The organism is Streptomyces sp. NPDC045021 (assembly GCF_056432645.1).
The window spans coordinates 244587-263039 of the sequence record NZ_JBWKIQ010000012.1 but is presented as its reverse complement, the minus strand read 5'-3'; the positions used below and the strand labels follow the sequence as shown (position 1 = coordinate 263039).

Annotated in this window: 19 protein-coding genes and 2 pseudogenes; 17 read left to right on the top strand and 4 right to left on the bottom strand. The window is 68.7% G+C overall.

Annotated features, from left to right (window positions below):
• The first annotated feature begins 1 nt into the window (after position 1).
• Genes AC07DC_RS31875 through AC07DC_RS31835 form a run of 9 tightly spaced genes read left to right on the top strand, consistent with a single transcriptional unit; the run spans position 2 to position 8442 of the window.
• The gene (locus tag AC07DC_RS31875; RefSeq protein ID WP_478917954.1) at positions 2-1228 is read left to right on the top strand and encodes an MCE family protein; all 1227 of its coding nucleotides are present in this window, start codon (positions 2-4) and stop codon (positions 1226-1228) included.
• Positions 1225-2253 (top strand): MCE family protein, encoded by a 1029-nt coding sequence (locus AC07DC_RS31870; RefSeq protein WP_478917953.1) that lies wholly within the window; start codon positions 1225-1227, stop codon positions 2251-2253. Before AC07DC_RS31875 ends, AC07DC_RS31870 begins: the two co-directional genes overlap by 4 nt.
• Positions 2250-3254 (top strand): MCE family protein, encoded by a 1005-nt coding sequence (locus AC07DC_RS31865; protein ID WP_478917952.1) that lies wholly within the window; start codon positions 2250-2252, stop codon positions 3252-3254. Before AC07DC_RS31870 ends, AC07DC_RS31865 begins: the two co-directional genes overlap by 4 nt.
• Positions 3251-4393, top strand: a complete 1143-nt coding sequence (locus tag AC07DC_RS31860; protein WP_478917951.1) for an MCE family protein — start codon at positions 3251-3253, stop codon at positions 4391-4393. Before AC07DC_RS31865 ends, AC07DC_RS31860 begins: the two co-directional genes overlap by 4 nt.
• On the top strand, positions 4390-5670 hold the full coding sequence (locus AC07DC_RS31855; RefSeq protein ID WP_478917950.1) for an MCE family protein: 1281 nt from the start codon (positions 4390-4392) through the stop codon (positions 5668-5670). Before AC07DC_RS31860 ends, AC07DC_RS31855 begins: the two co-directional genes overlap by 4 nt.
• The gene (locus tag AC07DC_RS31850) at positions 5667-6938 is read left to right on the top strand and encodes an MCE family protein (protein WP_478917949.1); all 1272 of its coding nucleotides are present in this window, start codon (positions 5667-5669) and stop codon (positions 6936-6938) included. Before AC07DC_RS31855 ends, AC07DC_RS31850 begins: the two co-directional genes overlap by 4 nt.
• Complete coding sequence (locus AC07DC_RS31845; protein WP_478917948.1) at positions 6911-7474, top strand: hypothetical protein; 564 nt, start codon at positions 6911-6913, stop codon at positions 7472-7474. The genes AC07DC_RS31850 and AC07DC_RS31845 overlap by 28 nt, the downstream gene beginning before the upstream one ends.
• 14 nt (positions 7475-7488) lie before the next feature.
• Positions 7489-8196: a hypothetical protein gene (locus tag AC07DC_RS31840; protein WP_478917947.1), complete on the top strand. Its 708-nt coding sequence runs from the start codon at positions 7489-7491 to the stop codon at positions 8194-8196.
• A gap of 27 nt (positions 8197-8223) precedes the next feature.
• Positions 8224-8442 carry an STAS domain-containing protein gene (locus tag AC07DC_RS31835; RefSeq protein WP_478917946.1) on the top strand — a complete coding sequence of 73 codons (219 nt, stop codon included), beginning with the start codon at positions 8224-8226 and terminating at the stop codon, positions 8440-8442.
• A 120-nt stretch (positions 8443-8562) separates the two neighbouring features.
• Here AC07DC_RS31835 and AC07DC_RS31830 read toward each other — a convergent pair whose 3' ends face one another.
• The gene (locus AC07DC_RS31830) at positions 8563-8961 is read right to left on the bottom strand and encodes a hypothetical protein (RefSeq protein WP_478917945.1); all 399 of its coding nucleotides are present in this window, start codon (positions 8959-8961) and stop codon (positions 8563-8565) included.
• Between the two features lie 746 nt (positions 8962-9707).
• On the opposite strand from AC07DC_RS31830, the gene AC07DC_RS31825 reads away from it, so the two are divergent.
• The 4 genes and pseudogenes from AC07DC_RS31825 to AC07DC_RS31810 all read left to right on the top strand — a co-directional run bounded on the left by AC07DC_RS31825 (position 9708) and on the right by AC07DC_RS31810 (position 12217).
• Entirely contained in the window at positions 9708-9977 is a 270-nt protein-coding gene (locus tag AC07DC_RS31825; protein WP_478917999.1) for a MerR family transcriptional regulator, read from the top strand.
• Between the two features lie 301 nt (positions 9978-10278).
• Positions 10279-10849: pseudogene (locus tag AC07DC_RS31820) on the top strand (IS607 family transposase).
• A pseudogene (locus tag AC07DC_RS31815) lies at positions 10842-11547 on the top strand (IS200/IS605 family accessory protein TnpB-related protein); the annotation flags it as partial. The pseudogenes AC07DC_RS31820 and AC07DC_RS31815, both read left to right, overlap by 8 nt.
• Positions 11548-12013: 466 nt before the next feature.
• Positions 12014-12217 carry a hypothetical protein gene (locus tag AC07DC_RS31810; RefSeq protein ID WP_478917944.1) on the top strand — a complete coding sequence of 68 codons (204 nt, stop codon included), beginning with the start codon at positions 12014-12016 and terminating at the stop codon, positions 12215-12217.
• Positions 12218-12287: 70 nt separating this feature from the next.
• On the opposite strand, the gene AC07DC_RS31805 is transcribed toward AC07DC_RS31810, so the two are convergent.
• A complete protein-coding gene (locus AC07DC_RS31805; RefSeq protein WP_478917943.1) occupies positions 12288-12587 on the bottom strand; it encodes a helix-turn-helix domain-containing protein in 300 nt (99 codons plus the stop codon).
• Positions 12588-12866: 279 nt separating this feature from the next.
• Here AC07DC_RS31805 and AC07DC_RS31800 point away from each other — a divergent pair, with 279 nt between their 5' ends.
• Entirely contained in the window at positions 12867-13343 is a 477-nt protein-coding gene (locus AC07DC_RS31800; protein ID WP_478917942.1) for an ATP-binding protein, read from the top strand.
• Between the two features lie 188 nt (positions 13344-13531).
• Here AC07DC_RS31800 and AC07DC_RS31795 read toward each other — a convergent pair whose 3' ends face one another.
• The gene (locus AC07DC_RS31795; RefSeq protein ID WP_478917941.1) at positions 13532-13849 is read right to left on the bottom strand and encodes an SCO5918 family protein; all 318 of its coding nucleotides are present in this window, start codon (positions 13847-13849) and stop codon (positions 13532-13534) included.
• A gap of 285 nt (positions 13850-14134) precedes the next feature.
• On the opposite strand from AC07DC_RS31795, the gene AC07DC_RS31790 reads away from it, so the two are divergent.
• From AC07DC_RS31790 to AC07DC_RS31780, 3 genes are all read left to right on the top strand, one after another.
• Positions 14135-14338: a cold-shock protein gene (locus tag AC07DC_RS31790; RefSeq protein ID WP_034275260.1), complete on the top strand. Its 204-nt coding sequence runs from the start codon at positions 14135-14137 to the stop codon at positions 14336-14338.
• Between the two features lie 353 nt (positions 14339-14691).
• Positions 14692-16227 (top strand): DEAD/DEAH box helicase, encoded by a 1536-nt coding sequence (locus tag AC07DC_RS31785; RefSeq protein WP_478917940.1) that lies wholly within the window; start codon positions 14692-14694, stop codon positions 16225-16227.
• A 246-nt stretch (positions 16228-16473) separates the two neighbouring features.
• Complete coding sequence (locus AC07DC_RS31780; protein ID WP_478917939.1) at positions 16474-16776, top strand: hypothetical protein; 303 nt, start codon at positions 16474-16476, stop codon at positions 16774-16776.
• A gap of 61 nt (positions 16777-16837) precedes the next feature.
• On the opposite strand, the gene AC07DC_RS31775 is transcribed toward AC07DC_RS31780, so the two are convergent.
• Positions 16838-18097: a PP2C family protein-serine/threonine phosphatase gene (locus AC07DC_RS31775; RefSeq protein WP_478917938.1), complete on the bottom strand. Its 1260-nt coding sequence runs from the start codon at positions 18095-18097 to the stop codon at positions 16838-16840.
• Positions 18098-18453: the final 356 nt, after the last annotated feature.

Below are 18453 nucleotides of genomic sequence, written 5' to 3'. Positions count from 1 at the left end.
GATGCCGACACAGAATCAAGCCATCAAGCTCCGGCTGTACGGCATCGTCTTCATCGTCGTGACCGCGGCCCTGCTGTCGCTGTCCGTCGCGGTCTATCAGCAGGTGTTCACACCGGCGGTCTTCATCACGCTGCGGGCCGACAGCCTCGGCAACCAGCTGGAGCCGGCGGCGGACGTCAAACTGCGCGGCCTCATCGTCGGCCAGGTCCGCGAAGTGCACGCCGACGGCGCGCGGGCGACCCTCGACATCGCGCTCAAGCCGGAGCAGGTGGCGCTCATCCCGGCCGACGTCAATGCGCGGCTGCTGCCCAAGACGCTGTTCGGCGAGAAGTACGTCGACCTGGTCATCCCCGACAAGCCGTCGTCGCGGCACATCCGTGCCGGAGACGTGATCACCCAGGACCGCACCAAGGTCGGCATCGAACTGCAGAAGCTGCTCGACGATCTGCTGCCGCTGCTGCGTACGGTCGAGCCGGCCAAGATCAACGCCACACTCAACGCCTTCGCGGGCGCTCTGGAGGGACGCGGCGACGACATCGGCGGCAATCTCATCCGGCTGGACGACTACCTGCGCACGTTCAACCCGCACATGCCGTCCCTCCAGGCCGACATCTCGCGGTTCGCCGACGTGGCCCAGGTGTACGCGGACGCCGCACCCGACCTGCTGAGGATCGCCGCGAACGCCATCACCAGCAGCCGCACCGTGGTGGAGAAGAAGGACGCGCTGGCGGCGCTGCTGACCGGGACCACCGCCTTCGCGGGCACCGCCGAGGGCATGCTCGCCGACAACTCGGCACGGCTGATCACCCTGGCCCGCGTCTCCCGCCCCACGCTCGCTCTGCTCGCGGGCTACTCGCCCGAATATCCGTGCCTGCTCAGCGGCCTCACAAAGGCCGAGCCACGGGCCGAACAGGCGTTCCAGGGCGGGAAGTTCCACATCACGCTGGAGGTCGTCCTGCCGCGTTCCCCCTACCGTCCCGGCGAGGAGCCGCGTTATGCCGACCGCTCCGGTCCCAACTGCCGAGGACTGCCGAATCCGCACGTTCCCGCCCCGGCGGTCAAGCTCAACGACGGCACATCGGGGAGCAGCGCCGGCTCCGCCGCCGAGCAGCACCTCGTCAGTTCGCTCGTGGCCCCGGTCATGGGCCTGCCCGCCGACCAGGTGCCCGCGGTGGCGACCCTGCTGTTCGGCCCGATGGCGCGCGGTACGGCGGTGAGTGTCGTATGAGGGCGAGGGACACGACCGCGCCGCTGGTCAAGTTCAGCATCTTCGCGGTGGTGACGGTCCTCGCGACCGCGCTGCTCGCGGCCACCATCGTCAACATCTCCTTCGCCCCGTCGGACACCTACAAGGCGGTGTTCAGCGACGTCACCAGCCTGGAGAAGGGCGATGACATCCGGGTGGCCGGCGTCCGGGTGGGCCAGGTCGAGGGCATCCGGATCAAGGACCGCACGCTGGCCGAGGTCACGTTCAGCGTCTCCCGTGACCGGCCGCTGCTCTCCGGCACCGGAGCCGTCATCCGCTACCGCAGCCTGGTCGGTCAGCGGTACATCGCGCTGACCGAAGGCGCCGGGGACGCTTCACGGCTGCGGCCCGGGGCCACGATCCCGCTCTCCCGGACCCAGCCCGCACTCGACCTGACCGTGCTGCTGGGCGGATTCAAGCCGCTCTTCGCCGCGCTGAGCCCGAACGACGTGAACCAGCTGGCGTTCGAGATCATCAAGACCCTGCAGGGCGAAGGCGGCACGGTCAACAGTCTGCTCGCGCACACCGCCTCGCTCACCTCGACACTCGCCGACCGCGACCAGCTGATCGGCTCCGTGATCGACAACCTCAACGGCGTGCTGGGCACCTTGGACCAGCGCAGCACCCGCTTCTCCGATCTCCTCGGCCAGCTGCAGCGGGTGGTCTCCGGACTGTCCGGCGACCGCGAGGCGATCGGTGACTCGCTGGTGAACATCAGCGACCTGTCGGCCGCGACCACCGGTCTGCTCAACGACGGCCGCCCGGCGCTCCGGAGCGACATCACGGAGCTGTCCAAGGTCTCCGCGACGCTGCAGAAGAACGAGAAGACCGTGGAGGGTGTCCTGCAACGGCTGCCGCGCAAGCTCAACCTGCTGACCGGGACGGCCTCCTACGGCTCCTGGTTCAACTTCTACCTGTGCGACTTCGACGGCCGGATCGTGCTGCCGAAGACGCCCACCGTGATCACTCCCGACTTCCACGTCGGCCAGGCGAGGTGCGGCCGGTGATCCCCTTCCGCGAACGTAACCCCGTCACGATCGGCGCTGTCGGTCTCACCGTGATCGCGCTGCTCATGGCCGCCGCGTTCAACGTCCAGGACCTGCCCCTGATCGGCAGCGGCACGAGGTACACCGCCGCCTTCTCCGAAGCGGGCGGCCTCAAGCCCGGGGACGAGGTCCGCATCGCCGGGGTGAAGGTCGGCAAGGTCGACGACGTCGACCTGGACGGCGACCACGTCCGGGTGGCCTTCCGTATCAAGAGCGATCCGGAGTTCGGCACCGAGACCGGCGCCTCGATCCGGGTCAAGACGATCCTGGGTGCCAAGTACCTCTCGCTGGAGCCGAAGGGACCCGGCCGGCTCAGGTCCGGCAGCGAGATACCGCTGAAACGCACCGTCTCCGTATACGACGTGGTGCAGGCGTTCAGCGACCTCACCACGACCACCGAGCAGGTCGAAACCCAGCGGCTGGCGACCGCCCTGGACACCCTCTCCACGACCTTCAAGGACTCTCCGGCCGAGGTCCGGACGTCCATCGAGGGGCTGTCCCGGCTCTCCAGAACGGTGTCCTCCCGCGACAAGGCGCTGCACGATCTGCTGGGGCACGCCAACGGCGTGACCAAGGTGCTCTCCGACCGGTCCGGACAGCTCACCACGCTGATCGACGACGGCGGCGCGCTGTTCAAGGAGATCGAGAGCAGGCGCAAGGTGATCCACGCACTGCTGCTGAACGCCGCGGCGCTCGGCACCCAGCTCTCCGGCCTGGTCAACGACAACCGGGCGCAGCTCGGCCCCGCTCTGCAGCACCTCAACGCGGTGGTCGCGATGCTCCAGCGCAACCAGACCAGTCTGGACCGCAGCGTCGCACTGCTCGCGCCCTTCGCGCGGGTCTTCACCAACACCCTCGGCAACGGCCGCTGGTTCGACAGCTACATCCAGAACCTGGTCGCCGTCCCCGCGGCCCCGCAGACACCTGCGTCCGCACAGATACCCACCGGAGGGTCCCGATGAGCCGGCGCTCCCTGCGCCGCCTGGCGCTCGCCACCGTACTGCTGCTCGTAGCCGGTCTGACCTTCACGTACTGGCCGCGATCGCAGAACGTCAGGATCACCGCGTACTTCCCCCGCACCGTCGGCATCTATCCCGGCTCCGACGTACGCGTCCTGGGCGTCAGGATCGGCGAGGTCACCAGCATCACACCGGAAGGCCGCTCGGTCCGGGTCGAGATCGAGTACGAGGCCGGGCGCAAGATCCCCGCGGACGCGAAGGCCGCGATCATCAACTCCTCGGTGGTCAGCGACCGCTACGTCCAACTGCTTCCCGTGTACCGCGGCGGCCCGGCGATGAAGAGCGGCACCGTCATCCCCGAGCAGCGGACCGCCGTCCCCGTCGAGTTGGACCGGGTCTTCGACAGTCTCCACACCACGGCCGAGGCGCTCGGCCCGAACGGCGCCAACAAGGACGGAGCGCTGTCCCGGCTGCTCGCAGTCAGTGCGGACAACCTCGGCAATCAGGGCGACCAGCTGCACCGGACCGTCCAGGATCTCTCCCAGGCCGTCACCACCTTGTCCGACGGCCGACAGGATCTGTTCGGGACGGTCACCAACCTCCAAGTGTTCACCGCGGCGCTGGCCGCCGACGACGGCAACGTCCGGTCCTTCAACGACAGCCTGGCCGGGGTCGCCGGTCAACTCGCCGGGGAACGCCGGGACCTCGCCGCGGCGGTCAAGCTGCTGGCGGCCGCGCTCGCCGATGTGGCCGGCTTCGTCCACGACAACAAGAACTCGCTGACGTCGAACGTGAAGGGCCTGAGCGAGATCACCGGCGTACTGACCAAGCAGCGCAAGGCACTTGAGGAGTTCCTGGAGGTGGCACCGGCGGGACTCGGCAACCTGGCGAACGCGTACAACCCGTCGTCCGGCACGCTGGACACCCGTAACAACAGCGAGCTGCCGCAGGACCCGGCAAGCCTGCTCTGCTCCCTGTTGAAAACCACCGGCAAGCCGGCGGACTGCGCACAACTGCGGAAGCTGTTCGACTCGCTGCCCCACCTGCCGACCGCCAACCCGCTCACGGGTGCGGCCAAGCCGGTGACGGCCGCCTCCACGGTGGACAGGACGCTCGGCGGCATCCTGGGAGGCCGCGCATGAGGCACCGGAGCGCCGTGTGGGCGGTGGCCGCGGCACTGCTGCTGGCCGGCTGTTCGTCCAACGGCCTGTACGACGTCCAACTGCCCGGCGGAGCAGCGGCGGACGGGCACGCCTACCACGTCACCGTGGAGTTCCAGGACGTGCTCGACCTGGTGCCGCAGTCCGCCGTGAAGGTCAACAGCGTCACCGTGGGAGCCGTCGAGAAGGTCGAACTGGACGGGTGGCACGCCCGCGTACGGCTGCGTATCGCCGACTCGGTGAAGCTGCCCGGCAATGCGATCGCCGAGCTGCGCCAGACCAGCATGCTCGGCGAGAAGTACGTTTCGCTGTCCGCGCCGTCCGACGCCGCCGCGGTCGGTGAACTCACCGACGGCGCGCAGATCCCGCTGGCCCGCAGCGGTCGCAACCCGGAGATCGAAGAGGTGCTCGGCGCTCTCTCCGCCCTGCTCAACGGAGGTGGCGTGGCCCAGCTCCACACCATCACCGTTGAACTGAACAAGGCGCTCGACGGCCGCGAGGACCGGGTCAAGGACCTGCTCGGACAGCTGGACATCTTCGTCGGAGGGCTCGACAAGCAACGTACCGAGATCGTCCGCGCGATGAACGGCATCGACAAGCTGTCCGTGACGCTCAACAAGCAGAGCACCACGATCGGCAAGGCGGTCGACACCATCCCGCCGGCGCTGAAGATCCTGGCCGACCAGCGCACCAAGCTCACCGCCATGCTGACCGCGCTGTCGAAACTCGGCGCTACGGGCACCAAGGTGATCAACGCCTCCCGGAACAACGTGATCGCCGACCTCCGACAGCTCCAGCCGATCCTCACCCAGCTGAGCCGGGCGGGCAACGACCTGCCCAACGCACTGGAGCTGATGACCACGTACCCGTTCCCTCGCAATGTCGTGGACGCGATCAAGGGCGACTACGTCAACCTCCAGATCACCGCCGACCTCGACCTGAGCAGCCTCTACGGCAACGTCGCCGGCCCCACGCCCGCACCCACGCCCCCGGGCAAGTCAATTCCACCGGCGCTCCCGCTCCCCGGCCTCCCCAGGCCCACCAGCCTCCCCACCCTCCCGGCCATCCCGGGTCTGCCCACTCCGCTCCCGCTCCCGTCTGCCACGCGTCCGCCCGGAGGCGGCGGCCCGCTGTGCCCGCCGGTGTGCACCGTCGGCTACTCCTCCTCCAGCAACGACTCATACGCCGGCGGCGCCGGCGACTCCACCGGTATCGACCTGTCCCTCGCGGCGCTCATGACGAAGGGGATGCAAGGGTGATCACCAAAACGGTCAAGGCACAGCTGCTCGGTTTCGCGGCCGTCACCGCGCTCGGTGTGTCCTACGTGGGCGCCGAATACGTCGGCCTGGCCGACCAGGTACTCGACCGCGGCTACATCGTGCGTGCCGACTTCGCCGATGCCGGTGGCGTCTTCGAAGGCGCTGAGGTCACATACCGCGGGGTGCCCGTCGGCCGGGTCGGCAGACTGCGACTGGATTCCGGCGGCGTCCGGGTGGACCTGCGGATCGACGGTGGCCCGAGGATCCCCTCGGACACGCTCGCCGTGGTGGCCAACCGCTCGGCGGTCGGCGAGCAGTACGTCGACCTGCAGCCCCGTGCCAAGAGCGGCCCCTATCTGCGGGACGGCAGCACGATCGCCCGCCGGGACACCCGCACACCGCTGCCCACCACGACGCTCATCCTCAGCCTGGACCGGCTGGTCAACTCCGTCGGCAAGGACGATCTGCGGGTCACGGTCGACGAACTGGGCAAGGCCTTCGCCGGAACCGGCCCGGACCTGACCCGGCTGATCGACTCGGGCAACGCACTCGTCCGGTCGGCCAGCGATGCGCTGCCGGAGACCACCGCACTGATCGAGAACTCCCGGAAAGTCCTGAAGACGCAGGCCGACCAAGGCTCGTCGATCAAGGCGTTCTCCCGCGACCTGGCGGCCCTCAGCGACCAGCTCAGGACCAGCGACGCCGACCTGCGCAAGCTGATGGACAGCGGGGCGTCCGCCTCCACCGAGCTGGACGGCCTGCTCAAGGCCAACCGGACGGCTCTGCCGGTCCTGCTCGCCAATCTGGTCAGCGGCGCGCAGATCGCCGTGGCCCGGCTGCCCGGCCTGGAGCAGACACTGGTCACCTTCCCGGTGGTGGTGTCCGGCAGCTTCACCGTGCTGCCGGGGGACGGCACCAGCCACTTCGGGATGGTGCTGAACGCCGACGACCCGCCGGCCTGCCGGCAGGGATACGGCACACAGCGGCGTGACCCACAGGACACCCGGGAGCGCAACGCCAACGCCCTCGCCCGATGCACGGCCCCGCGCGGCAGCAGCACCTCGGTACGCGGCGCGCAGAACGCCCCACGGGCCGGGGCGGGCGGAAACGGATCCGGGCAGGCGTCGTACCTCACGCCCTACGACCCGGCGACCGGCGCCGCCCACGGCCCGGACGGAAGACCCATCGAGATCGGCTCGACGGGCGGGGAACAGAGTTTGTTCGGAAAGGACTCGTGGCAATGGCTGCTCGTCGGACCCATGGCATGACCGGCCGGCTGTCGGCCCGGCTGCGCCGTCTCCAGGCCCAAGTGGTAGGCGCCGCCCGCGGCGGCAGGAGGCTGTCAGCGGCGCTCGCCATGGCGGCACTCGTGCTGGCGGCCGCCTCCGGCTACCTCGGCGCGCACCTCTACCAGCAACGTCAGGACGGGCGGCGCGACCAGGACATCGTGGCCGCCGCCCGGCAGTCGGCGCTCAACTTCACCTCGCTCGACTACCGGCACTACGACCAGGACAGCAAGAACGTACTGAACGGGGCCACGGGCGACTTCAAGAAGCAGTTCGCCTCGCAGACCGCGGAACTGACGAAGCTCGTCGCCTCCAACAAGTCGGTCACCGAAGGACAGGTACTCGAGGCGGGCATCGCCAAGGCCGACGACCACTCGGCACGTGTCCTCGTCGTCGTCGACAGCAAAGTGACCAACGTCGCCGCGCCGGAGGGGCAGGCCCGCAACTACCGGCTGCAGCTCGACCTCGTGCGCGAGGGCGGGCGATGGCTGACGTCCGACGTCGAGTTCGTCGGCTGACAGGGAGAGACATCATGAAGACCACGACGCTCAGAGCACGTGCCGGCAACGGTGCGGCGACCCGGCAGCGTTCCGTCGCAGCGGCCGCCCGTGCGGCGGCCAAGCGGGCCGACAAGGCACAGCGGTCGGCGCAGGGCATCGGACGGGTGATCACCGTCGAGCCGCCCGAGGCGGAGGAGCCGCGCAGAGACGAGGGAGAGCGGACGGCGGAGCGGCAGCACCGGTCCGGCATCCTCAGCGCGGTCCTCGCGGTCCTGGTCGCGGCGGGCCTCGTCGTCACCGCGACGCTCGGCTGGCAGTACCACGAGGCCGAACGGACGCGCCAGGCACGGACGCAGGCACTCGCCGTGGTGCGCGACGCGGCGCCCGTGATCCTGTCGTACGACTACCGGCACCTGGACAAGGACTTCGCAGCGGCCAACCGCTACCTCACCGGTTCCTTCCGCGAGGAGTACGGGAAGACGACCACGACCCTGGTCGCACCGACCGCCCGGAAATACCAGGGCGTGGTCAAGGCCACGGTGGCGAAGCCCCCGGCCGGTGGCCCTCCCGCGGTATCCGTCGTGTCCGGATCGGCGGACAAGGTGGTCGTCCTGCTCTTCATGAACCAGGTCACCACCAGCACCAAGGTCTCCGGGCCGCGCCTCGACCTCAATCGCGTCCGGATGACCCTCATGCGCACCGACCAGGGGTGGAAGGTAAGCGCGGTAGACGCGCTGTAGACGGCTTCGCCAGGCTGCCGCGCCGGGGTGACGTTCTGCGACTCCCAGAGCCTCAACCGTTTCCTGCAGCTGCGCCTGGACGCGGAACGCCGCTCTGTCGAGCTGGTCCTGGCCGCGATCAGCGTCCCGCTGCGGCATGTCCTGGAACTCGCTGACGCCCAGCAGGTCTTCGTGCTCGCCGACACCGTCGAACAGGCGCGGCGCGCGACGGGCGTAGCCTCCGGTCCGGGCGGCCCGGCGGCGTAGGGTCCGGCGGGCAGGGCCAGGGTGGCGCGGAGGGATTTGCCGACCGGAACGCGTTCCACCCGCACGTGCGCGCAGCGGTGTTGGACGATCTCCATGCCGTGGCCGCCGTTCCGGGCGGGATCAGCCGGTTTCGGGAGTCTGCTGGTTCGGCTCGTACGGCCGGCGCTGCTGGCGTGTCTTCCAGGCGCGGGCGCGCTGGATCTGCAGGGCGGTGAGTCTGGTGACCTCGGACAGTTCCTGCTGGGTGAGCCCGCGGCGCCGGTTCGCCGTTGCGCGGTCGATCTGGCCCGCCCACAGTTCCTCCGCCGTGAACGGCCGGTCGCGGTACTCGTCCCGCAGGACGGCCAGATGCTCGGGGCAACACGCGACGACCAGGCGCCGCCCATCACGGGCGGGGTCGCGGGCGTGGATGGCGGAGGAGTCCCGGACAACATCCAGGTGGCACCCGTCGGTGAGCGGTCGGGCGCACACATCGCAGATGTCCGTCTCCGGGCCAGAGGCTGGCGCATCGTGTCTCATGCGGTTCTCGTGCCCTTTCGTGCCGTGTCGCCCCCCGGTGACTGCCGAGCGGGAGACAGGATGCCTGTCGGGACGTGCCACGAAAATCTATCCCAGGTGGAGTAGACATTCACGTCCGGGTATGGGTAGTGTTTCGGTCGTAGCCAAGAAGGAAGCAGGGCACGGCAGACACGAACTGCCGCGCAAAGTTTGTGGCACGGTGATGGAATCCGGCGGCTGGTCAGTGCAGTGGGCCGCAGGGTTGGTTGCCGGGCTGGGCGGCCCAGAAGGGGCCGTCACGCAAGTCGCAGTTTGTGAAACGCAGCATGTGAAGTGCAGTTCAGTTGTGATCGCAGGACCGCAGTATCTGAAGTACCAGCAGGTCAGTAGCTTTCGTCGTTTCAGATACGAGCAGGAAAGGTTCGGAGCAACACCATCAGGATCGCCCGCACGGCAGGTGTGTGCGGGCACTCGCAAGGCCCCGGATTGGAAGGTGGTCCCCGGTCAAGCATTCAAGATCCCCGCACCCCGCGTTCCCCCGACGCGGCAATGCGAATACGGCAGGACCGGCACGCACAAGCCGGTAGATGTAGATGGTGTTTGATCCGCCCCACGGGGCCCCGGAAGCCAGGTACGGCTCCCGGGGCCCCTCCACGCGTTTGTCCAGGAGGCCAGATGACCATCAGACACGAAGAGGCATAGTGACCGAACAACCCCCCGCGAGCCCCGCCGACCGGTTCGACGACGAGGACTACCCCGCCTACACCATGGGCCGCGCCGCCGAAATGATCGGCACCAACGCCGCGTTCCTCCGCGCGATCGGCGAAGCCCGCCTGATCACCCCCCTGCGCTCCGAGGGCGGCCACCGCCGCTACTCCCGCTACCAACTGCGCATCGCCGCCCGCGCCCGCGAACTCGTCGACCAGGGCACCGCGATCGAAACCGCCTGCCGCATCGTCGCCCTGGAAGACCAGCTCGAAGAAGCCCTGGCCCTCAACGAACAACTGCGCAACCGCCCTGGCAATCCCGCCGTCTGAGTCCAGAACCGGGCACGCAGCAGGCCCCGAATCTGACAACCCCTGCGGGAAGATGCCGCTTGCTGCGCACTGCATCACGTCAGCGGTGCGCAGGGTGCTGATCGGCCACCAGGACGCTACCCCGCCAATCATTCAGCAGGGCCCGCACGTCTTGTGGTTGCTGGCACCACGGTGGGGTGATGGCGAGGGGACGGTGGTTGCCGGTTAGGGGGTGTGGTCGTTGGTCGGGGGTCGTGAACTGCTGGTGGCTGGGTGTTCAAGGGCGTCTTTTACCGGTGATAAGTGGTGTAAATCTTGGCTTATGAACCTGACGGAATGGGCGCGGGCCCAGGGGATCGCTCCTCGGACTGCGTACCGCTGGTTCCGTGAGGGCACCCTGCCGGTGCCTGCGGAACGGGTCGGGCCGCGCACGATCCTGGTGAACACAAATTCCTCACCGTCCGTGACGGGTGGTGTCGGGCTGTATGCCCGTGTCTCTTCGCATGAAGAAGCCGGATCTTGAGCGTCAGACGGCCCGCTTGTCGGTGTGGGCGGTGAAGGCCGGTCACCGGGTGGTGCGGGTCGAGTCCGAGATCGCCTCCGGGATGAACGGCTCGCGCGCCAAGGCCCGCCGTCTGCTGGCCGATCCGGACGTGACGACCGTGGTGGTGGAGCACAAGGACCGGCTCGGCCGCATGAACGTTGAGCTGGTCGAGGCCGCACTGTCGGCGACCGGCCGGCGTCTGGTCGTCCTTGATGACGGTGAAGTCGAAGACGACCTGGTCCGGGACATGGCGGAGGTACTGACCTCGTTCTGTGCCCGCCTGTACGGCCGCCGCTCGGCGAAGAACCGGGCACAGAAGGCTCTGCGGGCGGCGGCCGAGGATGGCTGAGCCCCAGAAGAAGCAGCTGCGGACCATCGACGTGCCGTTCGTGGCCCCGGCCCGTCCGGCGTGGCTGTCCGCGACCGCCTGGGGCAGCTCACACCCGAGGACGACGCGATCCTGCGCCTGGTGGGGGGCCATCAGGGCGCGCTTGCCTCCCGTGACCTCAAGCGGCGTTGCGCGCACCGATACGAACACTCCAACGAGACATGGGCAGCGCGTAAGCGGGATCTGACGAAAGAGTCGTCCTCGCGGATCGCCGGGACGATCACGAAGGCTACACACGATCAGTGGGCGCTCGCCCGCAGGTGCCAGGCCGCGCACGTGAAGAACCTCGAAGCCGGTATCCGCACGCTGCGGCACCGGCTGTCCCTCCCCCTGGGGGACAAAGGCTCGAAGCGGGCGCCGGGCGGCTACCGGTCGACAAGCGAGTGGCACGCAAAGTCCCGCCGTCTGGCCGCTTTGGAGGCCCGGCGAACCGGGCCGTGGCCTACCACATCCACCTGGACGCGGGGCGCGGGCGCTGGTACCTCACCGCCTCGTGGCAACGGCCCGTCGTCCAGAGGGTTCCGCTGGAGACAGCCCGAGCGGCGGGCATGATCGGCGTGGACACCAACGCCGGCCACTTCGCCGCCTACCGCCTCGACATCCACGGCAACCCGGTGGGTGAACCGCACCGCTTCTTCTACGACCTGTCCGGCACAGCCGATGACACGAGGAAACCCGCCACCCCGTCACGGAGCGTGCACACGATGCACGTGCCCGAACGGAGACAGAACACAGAACGCGGGCGACCAGCGCACCCAAAACCGTTCGGGATGCGCGCAGTGCCAGGACACGAGTCCAAGACTCACTCCTGATCACTGATTAGGAACGGTGAGAGTGATGCAGGAGGCAGTGATGTTGTCCGGCTGTCGGCGCAAGGCAGGCGGTGAAGCGAGTGGCAAAGGGGTTCTGCTCGCAGATGAGCCGCCGTTCCGTGCGGCGCTCGTCCGCCGGTGGTGGGAAGTGGGTGCGGAGACTGCTGGGGGTTTGTCGACCGGCACTGGCCTGACCTGGCTGGTTGCTGGCGTGCCGGTACTCGAGCAGTGATCGCGCCCCGGCTGGAGGGGCGTGGTTGTGGTGCCGCGTCCGCGCGGGTCGCTCTCCCCATGAACCTGGCGTGGGATGAGCATGGATGATGAGAGCGAGCTGATCCGCCTCGTGCGGGAGTGGCACTGCCAGGTCCCCCGGATGGGGGAAGGGGCTGCTCTCAATGCCCTGGTCACTGCTCTTGCAGTCGAGACGGCCTCAGCGGCGACTATCGTCGCACTGAAGGCCCAGTTCGACCTCATCGAGGAACAACGCGATCACGCCCGTGAGGACCGCAGCCCGTGACCGCATGGGCCGGAAGCTGAGAAGGGGTCTGTGGCGGGATGGTCCGGCGGGTGCCAGTACCTCGCTCTCGCTATTCCGCTGCTTTTCGCCGTCGTCTACCGCCGCGGTTCCTGAAGTCGACACCGGCCTGGACCAGCGCGTGATGCACTCCGCCATAGCAGCGGTGGGTTCGCGCGGCGATCTCGCGGATCGATGCGCCGGCGTCATACATGGCCTTGAACTGCGCGTGGGCTGCGTCACGTGCGGCGCCGGTCAACCGCAGGGAGCCCGCCCGCACCTGGGGCACCGCCGTTCCTCGTCCCGGTGTGCTCTGCTCGGGGAGCGGCACCCTGGTCGTGGAGGTCTGGGTGGGCGGTGTCATGTCCGGCATGCACAAGATCTCATCGGTGCGCGTGGACTGCTCCCAGGACTGATCGGGAACAACCGCCGGCACCCGGGGGAACCTCTCGGTGACGCGCTTCGCGTGCGGTGATGAACTCGCGGTCCCGGAGGGCGCCACCCCCTGACGGGACGCCGCGCAATGGCGCGCTGAGGTTGTACGGAAGGCGGGCTGAGACCACGAGTGCGGCGATAGGTGGACTGTGGAACGCTCAGCTGGGTAGCCGGGGGAGAAGCTGGTGCACCGCGGGATGCTGTCCGAGGGCAGAGATTGACCAGGACTCACCTGGCCGAGGCCGAACCTCCCGCCGCTGTACCGGCGGTCGAGGGACTGGTGAGTTTGGTGGAGTTGTACCGGGCCGGGAACTACGGCGGTGAGCCCGGCGGCCTGGGTGCCGCCCGGCAGCTGGCTGATGAGTTCCTTGACTGTCTGGCCGCGGACTTCGCCACAACCGTCAGCGAGGAATTCCACTTCGACGTGATGCTCGTGGTCACGGAGCTGCTGACCAACGCCGAACGCTACGCGCACGGGCCGTCCCTGCTGGAGCTTGCGGGAAGCCGCCGCAGTGTGGTGGTGACGGTATGGGACTCCAGTACCGCTCTGCCGGTCGTGTTCCCGCCCGATCCGACGCGGGTCGGCGGTCACGGCCTGGAAATCGTGAACCGGCTGTCTGTGCAGGTGACGGCGGAGCGACTGCCGGTGGGCAAGCGCGTGCGGGCCGTCCTGCGCGTTCCTGACGGCCCGTAACGACCTCTGCGGGCAGCGCTGATCGCTTCCGGAGCCCCTTCTGGCAGACACTCGGCCGAGTCGGGGCGCCCGTGGGCAGGTTGCGGTGCGGCGGCATCGCCGAGTGGGATGGCCGGCGTGGCGGCAGTCGGCCACGAGAGGATCGGGGCCCGCAGATGTTGAGGCCGCATGGGTTGAGGTGTGGCCGGTCAGCTGTAGGCGGGTGTGTCCAGCATCGCTACCGCGGCCTGGAGTGGGCTGAGAACAGGGGCGGCAGTCACGGCGGCGGGCTCGGGTGCGGGGCGGCAGGTGAAGCCGAGTCGGGTCATGGCCCGGGTGATCTGCTCGGCGGTGAAGTCACGCCGGTCCTGTCGGGTGAGGATCTGGCCGACCTGCTTGACGGGGTAGGTGCGGCGGCTGATGATCACGGATTGTCCGGTGACCGCTTCGGGCTTGATGCCCCGCATCCTGTCCTGCACTTCGCTTTTTACCAGTTCGAAGGAACAGCCGGCGATGACGCAACGCATAGGACCTCAGCAAGGAGAGGGACAGTTGGATACCTCAGAGTCCCACACCCGCACCACCGACGGGAAGATCAACCCGCCGGGGGGAAATCCGGCACGCAGGCCGGTGTTCGTGCTACGTTATTGCCAGTTGCAGTTGTGGTACCCATGAACTTGTGTGCACTCGACGGGCATGACCCGCGGGTGCATTTTTTGTTTTGCCGGTCATCTCCGGATGGGCTCATCGCGGCGACGCGGACTCCGCACAGTGCGGAGTCCGGTTCTGCCCCCTGTCTTAAGGAGACACACATGGCTACTGGCACCGTGAAGTGGTTCAACGCGGAAAAGGGCTTCGGCTTCATCGAGCAGGACGGCGGCGGCGCTGACGTCTTCGCCCACTACTCGAACATCGCTGCCCAGGGCTTCCGCGAGCTCCAGGAAGGCCAGAAGGTCTCCTTCGACGTCACGCAGGGCCAGAAGGGCCCGCAGGCCGAGAACATCGTTCCCGCCTAAGCACTGACGCGCACCACCGGGTAGGGCCCTGACCGCAAGGTCGCGGGCCCTACCCGTCGCCCGCAGTCGCTTCGCCTCGTTCCAGGCTGGCGACCCCGGGTCATATCGCATTCCCTGCGGGGCAGGCCGCAGCCCGCAGCGCTGAGGCTGCGCACCGCTTTCTGCTCCCGGACCTGACCGGTCCGGCGTATCGACCACCCATCCGGTGGTGCGATCTTTCGAAGTGCGTTGGTGCGGATGACTCCGCCCCGCTTCGTTTCTGCTCTTTCTTCCGGTTCGTCTCTGTGATGCCTTCGCGCGGCGTGTTCGCTGCTGGGCCTCCTGGATGCGTGCCGTATCCAGGAAGGTTCTCTGTGAACCCCGTACGTTCCAACCGCTCGTATTCCAGCTCCAGCTCTAGTTTCAGTAGCCGCAGTGGCGCTTCGAGCGCCGGCGGTTACAGCCGTTCGGCCCCGAGCCGCTCCGGTGCGCCGAGCCGTTCCGGCGGCTACTCAGGCTCCGGCCGGTCCGGTGGTTCGAGCCGACGCCCCTCCGTTCAGGGCGAGTTCGCCCTGCCCGTCACCCTCACCCCGGCGCTGCCCGCGGTGGAGACCTTCGCCGCTCTGGACATGCCGGCCGCCCTGCTGCAGACGCTGGCCCATGAGGGCATGGCGGTGCCGTTTCCCATCCAGGGCGCGACACTGCCCAACGCCCTGGCCGGCCGCAACGTCCTGGGCCGCGGGCGTACCGGTTCCGGCAAGACGCTCGCCTTCGGTCTGGCGCTGCTCGCAAGGACCGCCGGGCAGCGCGCCGAACCGCTCCAGCCCCTCGCGCTGGTCCTGGTGCCGACCCGTGAGCTCGCCCAGCAGGTCACCGACGCCCTGACCCCGTACGCCCGCTCGTTGCGCCTGCGGATGGCCACCGTGGTCGGTGGCATGTCCATCGGACGGCAGATCCACCTCCTGCGCGGTGGCGCCGAAGTCGTCGTCGCCACGCCGGGCCGGCTGAAGGACCTGATCGACCGGGGCTCGTGCCGCCTGGACCAGGTCGGCATCACGGTCCTCGACGAGGCCGACCAGATGGCCGACATGGGCTTCATGCCCCAGGTCACCGCGCTGCTGGACCAGGTGCGGCCGGACGGGCAGCGCATGCTGTTCTCCGCCACCCTGGACCGCAACGTCGACCTTCTCGTGCGCCGCTACCTGCACGACCCGGTGGTCCACTCCGTCGACCCGTCGGCCGGCGCGGTCACGACGATGGAGCACCACGTGCTGCACGTGCACGGCGCGGACAAGAACGCCGTGACGACGCAGATCGCCGCCCGTGACGGCCGGGTCATCATGTTCCTCGACACCAAGCACGCCGTGGACAAGCTCACCGACCATCTGCTGAACAGCGGAGTGCGGGCCGCGGCCCTGCACGGGGGCAAGTCCCAGCCGCAGCGGACCCGCACCTTGGAGCAGTTCAAGACCGGACACGTCACCGTGCTCGTCGCCACGAATGTCGCCGCTCGCGGCATCCACGTCGACAACCTCGACCTGGTCGTCAACATCGACCCGCCGAGTGACCACAAGGACTACCTGCACCGTGGCGGCCGCACCGCACGCGCCGGTGAGTCGGGCAGTGTCGTCACCCTGGTCCTGCCGAACCAGCGCCGCGACATGATCCGCTTGATGCGGGACGCCGGCATCACCCCGCAGACCGCACAGGTCCGCCCCGACGAGGCCGAACTGACCCGGATCACCGGCGCCCAGGCTCCTAGTGGCGTTCCGTGTGTCATCGCCGCGCCGGTCGTGGAACGTGCCAAGCGCAGCGCCTCCGCCACCCGCGGCCGGCGCAGCCGCTTCGCCCAGGCCCGCCGCTCCGCATCGGGCGACCGCCCGGCACCTCGCACGACCATCGCTGCGTAACGCCACAGCCGACCCCCGCTGAAGAGCGATCCCGTCCCCGATGCAGGGGATGGGACAGCTCTCGGTGTTGGCCTGGACGTGCGGCCTGTTCCGGTCGAGCGCAGAGCGGAAGGCCGGCAGCAGGTGGCAATGCTCGCGCGCTGGGCCGACTGGGAGCCCCCGTGATCCGGAGGGGCTCGGGCAAGTGACGGATGGTAGCCGGGGCACACTGACAGTCACTGATTTCGTGCGGGGAAGGTAGAGCCGATGATGATTGATTCCGGTACTGCGATGCTGGTGGAAGAGCTGCGTGAGCGTGCAGGCGCGTTCGTGAACTCCCACGTCGACCTGTGGGTCACGGTGGAGGACGACGGGACGTTGGTCCTGGCCGGCCAGGACCCCACGGCCCTGTTCCAGGCAGCTGCGGACTGGCTGGGAGAAGGGCCGGCCTGCACGGTCGTCGATACCCGCTGGGGCTGTGGGACCACCGAGCCCGCCTACGCGCTGCGCCTGTTTCTTCGCCAGCCCGGCGCGGCGCTGACGCTGCAGCGAACGGCCGAACGGGTCTAGGCCTCTCCCACTCCCAGCGAAAACCGGCACTGGACAGCGGCGGCGCGGATTTCCGCGCCGCCTAGGTCGTCGGGGAGATGTCGGCCTCGGGGTGGGTGCTGGGGGAGGCTTCGGTGACGTCGGCGCCGTGGTCGGCGTGGCGTCGGGTGTCTTGGGTGCCGTACCAGTCCAGGCACATCACGGTGGCGTCGTCCTGCAGTTGTCCGTCGTGGGCTTGGACGACGTGCTCGATCAGGACGCGGGCGGCTTCGCGCGGGTGCAGGTGGTGGGTGTTTTCGATGAGCGTGGGCAGGTCGAGGTTCGCGGCGTTGCGTTCCAGCATTCCGTCGGTGAGCATGACCAGCCGGTCCCCGGCCCGCAGGTCCAGGTGCTGGACGGTGTAGGTGTGGGGGGCTATGAAGCCGAAGGGCATGTCGATGGTCGGCACGAGCTGTTCGACCTTCCCCTCGCGCAGGCGCAGGGGCCAGGGGTGGCCGGCGTTGATGAACTCGGTTCGGCCGTCGTGCAGGCTGATGCGTAGGAGTTGGCCGGTGACGTAGCGGCCGCCGCTGTGCTCGGCCATGGCCTGGTCGGCCTGCCGTGCCTGTTCGGCGAGGTCGGCGCCTTGCCTTCGGGCGCGACGCAGGGCGCCGACCAGGAGGGTGGCCAGCAGGGCGGCATCCACGTCGTGGCCCATGGCATCGGTGACGGACAGCTGGACATGGTCGCGGTCTATGACGTAGTCGAATGTGTCGCCACCGACGAGCTCGGCCGGCTCCAAGGCGCCGGCAACCGCGAACTGGGCGGCTTCGCAGGCCAGGGACGCGGGCAGCAGTCGGTGCTGGATTTCGGCGGCCAGACTCAACGGGACGGTGCGGCGACCCCATTGGTAGAGGTCGGTGAAGGGTCGATTCGCGATGACGATGTACGCCAGCGCGTGGGCGCTCCGGCTGATCTTTCGCAGGGTGTTAGGGCCGGGATGATGGGGCAGGTAGAGCTCCAGAAGCCCGATGGCGTCCCCGCGGTTGGTCACCGGCGCGATCACCCGCGTCCAAGCACCGTCCCCGACTCGCTCCACATGCGGTTGCTGGGTGCGGATCACCTGCTCGTACACGGTGCCGGATACGGCGATCGGGTCAGCGGGACGGTCCAGGTCGATGTCGTCAGCGGCGCCCAGGCGCACAACGGAGGCACCGGTGAAGTCGGTGATCAGGAACGACACCGACCGGGCCCCGAGCCGTCTTCGCAGCGTGCCGGCGATGACGTCAACGGACTCCACCGGCGGCGCGGCCTCCGCCGCGGCCAGCGCCTCACCCAGCCCGTCGGTTCCGCTGTCCCGCATGGGAGCCCCCTTCCCGCTGTCGTGCCCGCCCCAGCACATACCCGGTTGCTCGAACTCCGGGTAGGCACGAAGAGGCAAGTTACCCCACTGCAGGACCGGGTTCCCACCCGGTCGAGCGATACCGCCGCGCCCGGCCTTACGGATAGGTGTAGGCATGCACTTTGACCCGTACCCTCCGCCACCATCCGCTGGTTGTCTGCGAGCTCGTCGAGGGCATCGTGGACGCTGTCCGCGCCGCGGACAGCCCCGCATCCAGGACCTGCTCGAGTACTTGCGCAAGTCGTCGACCCGGCCGCTCAACTTCTGATGCGCAGCCGCCTCCACGACGGCCTCGGCCACCGGGCTGACGGGCCCGT

What these genes read in the sequence shown, in the direction of transcription:
- AC07DC_RS31875 (WP_478917954.1), top strand. Translation starts at nt 2, where the DNA reads ATGCCGACACAGAATCAAGCCATCAAGCTCCGGCTGTACGGCATCGTC.
- AC07DC_RS31870 (WP_478917953.1), top strand. Translation starts at nt 1,225, where the DNA reads ATGAGGGCGAGGGACACGACCGCGCCGCTGGTCAAGTTCAGCATCTTC.
- AC07DC_RS31860 (WP_478917951.1), top strand. Translation starts at nt 3,251, where the DNA reads ATGAGCCGGCGCTCCCTGCGCCGCCTGGCGCTCGCCACCGTACTGCTG.
- AC07DC_RS31855 (WP_478917950.1), top strand. Translation starts at nt 4,390, where the DNA reads ATGAGGCACCGGAGCGCCGTGTGGGCGGTGGCCGCGGCACTGCTGCTG.
- AC07DC_RS31845 (WP_478917948.1), top strand. Translation starts at nt 6,911, where the DNA reads ATGGCTGCTCGTCGGACCCATGGCATGACCGGCCGGCTGTCGGCCCGG.
- AC07DC_RS31840 (WP_478917947.1), top strand. Translation starts at nt 7,489, where the DNA reads ATGAAGACCACGACGCTCAGAGCACGTGCCGGCAACGGTGCGGCGACC.
- AC07DC_RS31830 (WP_478917945.1), bottom strand. Translation starts at nt 8,961, where the DNA reads ATGAGACACGATGCGCCAGCCTCTGGCCCGGAGACGGACATCTGCGAT.
- AC07DC_RS31825 (WP_478917999.1), top strand. Translation starts at nt 9,708, where the DNA reads ATGGGCCGCGCCGCCGAAATGATCGGCACCAACGCCGCGTTCCTCCGC.
- AC07DC_RS31810 (WP_478917944.1), top strand. Translation starts at nt 12,014, where the DNA reads ATGGATGATGAGAGCGAGCTGATCCGCCTCGTGCGGGAGTGGCACTGC.
- AC07DC_RS31805 (WP_478917943.1), bottom strand. Translation starts at nt 12,587, where the DNA reads ATGCCGGACATGACACCGCCCACCCAGACCTCCACGACCAGGGTGCCG.
- AC07DC_RS31795 (WP_478917941.1), bottom strand. Translation starts at nt 13,849, where the DNA reads ATGCGTTGCGTCATCGCCGGCTGTTCCTTCGAACTGGTAAAAAGCGAA.
- AC07DC_RS31790 (WP_034275260.1), top strand. Translation starts at nt 14,135, where the DNA reads ATGGCTACTGGCACCGTGAAGTGGTTCAACGCGGAAAAGGGCTTCGGC.
- AC07DC_RS31780 (WP_478917939.1), top strand. Translation starts at nt 16,474, where the DNA reads ATGATGATTGATTCCGGTACTGCGATGCTGGTGGAAGAGCTGCGTGAG.
- AC07DC_RS31775 (WP_478917938.1), bottom strand. Translation starts at nt 18,097, where the DNA reads ATGCGGGACAGCGGAACCGACGGGCTGGGTGAGGCGCTGGCCGCGGCG.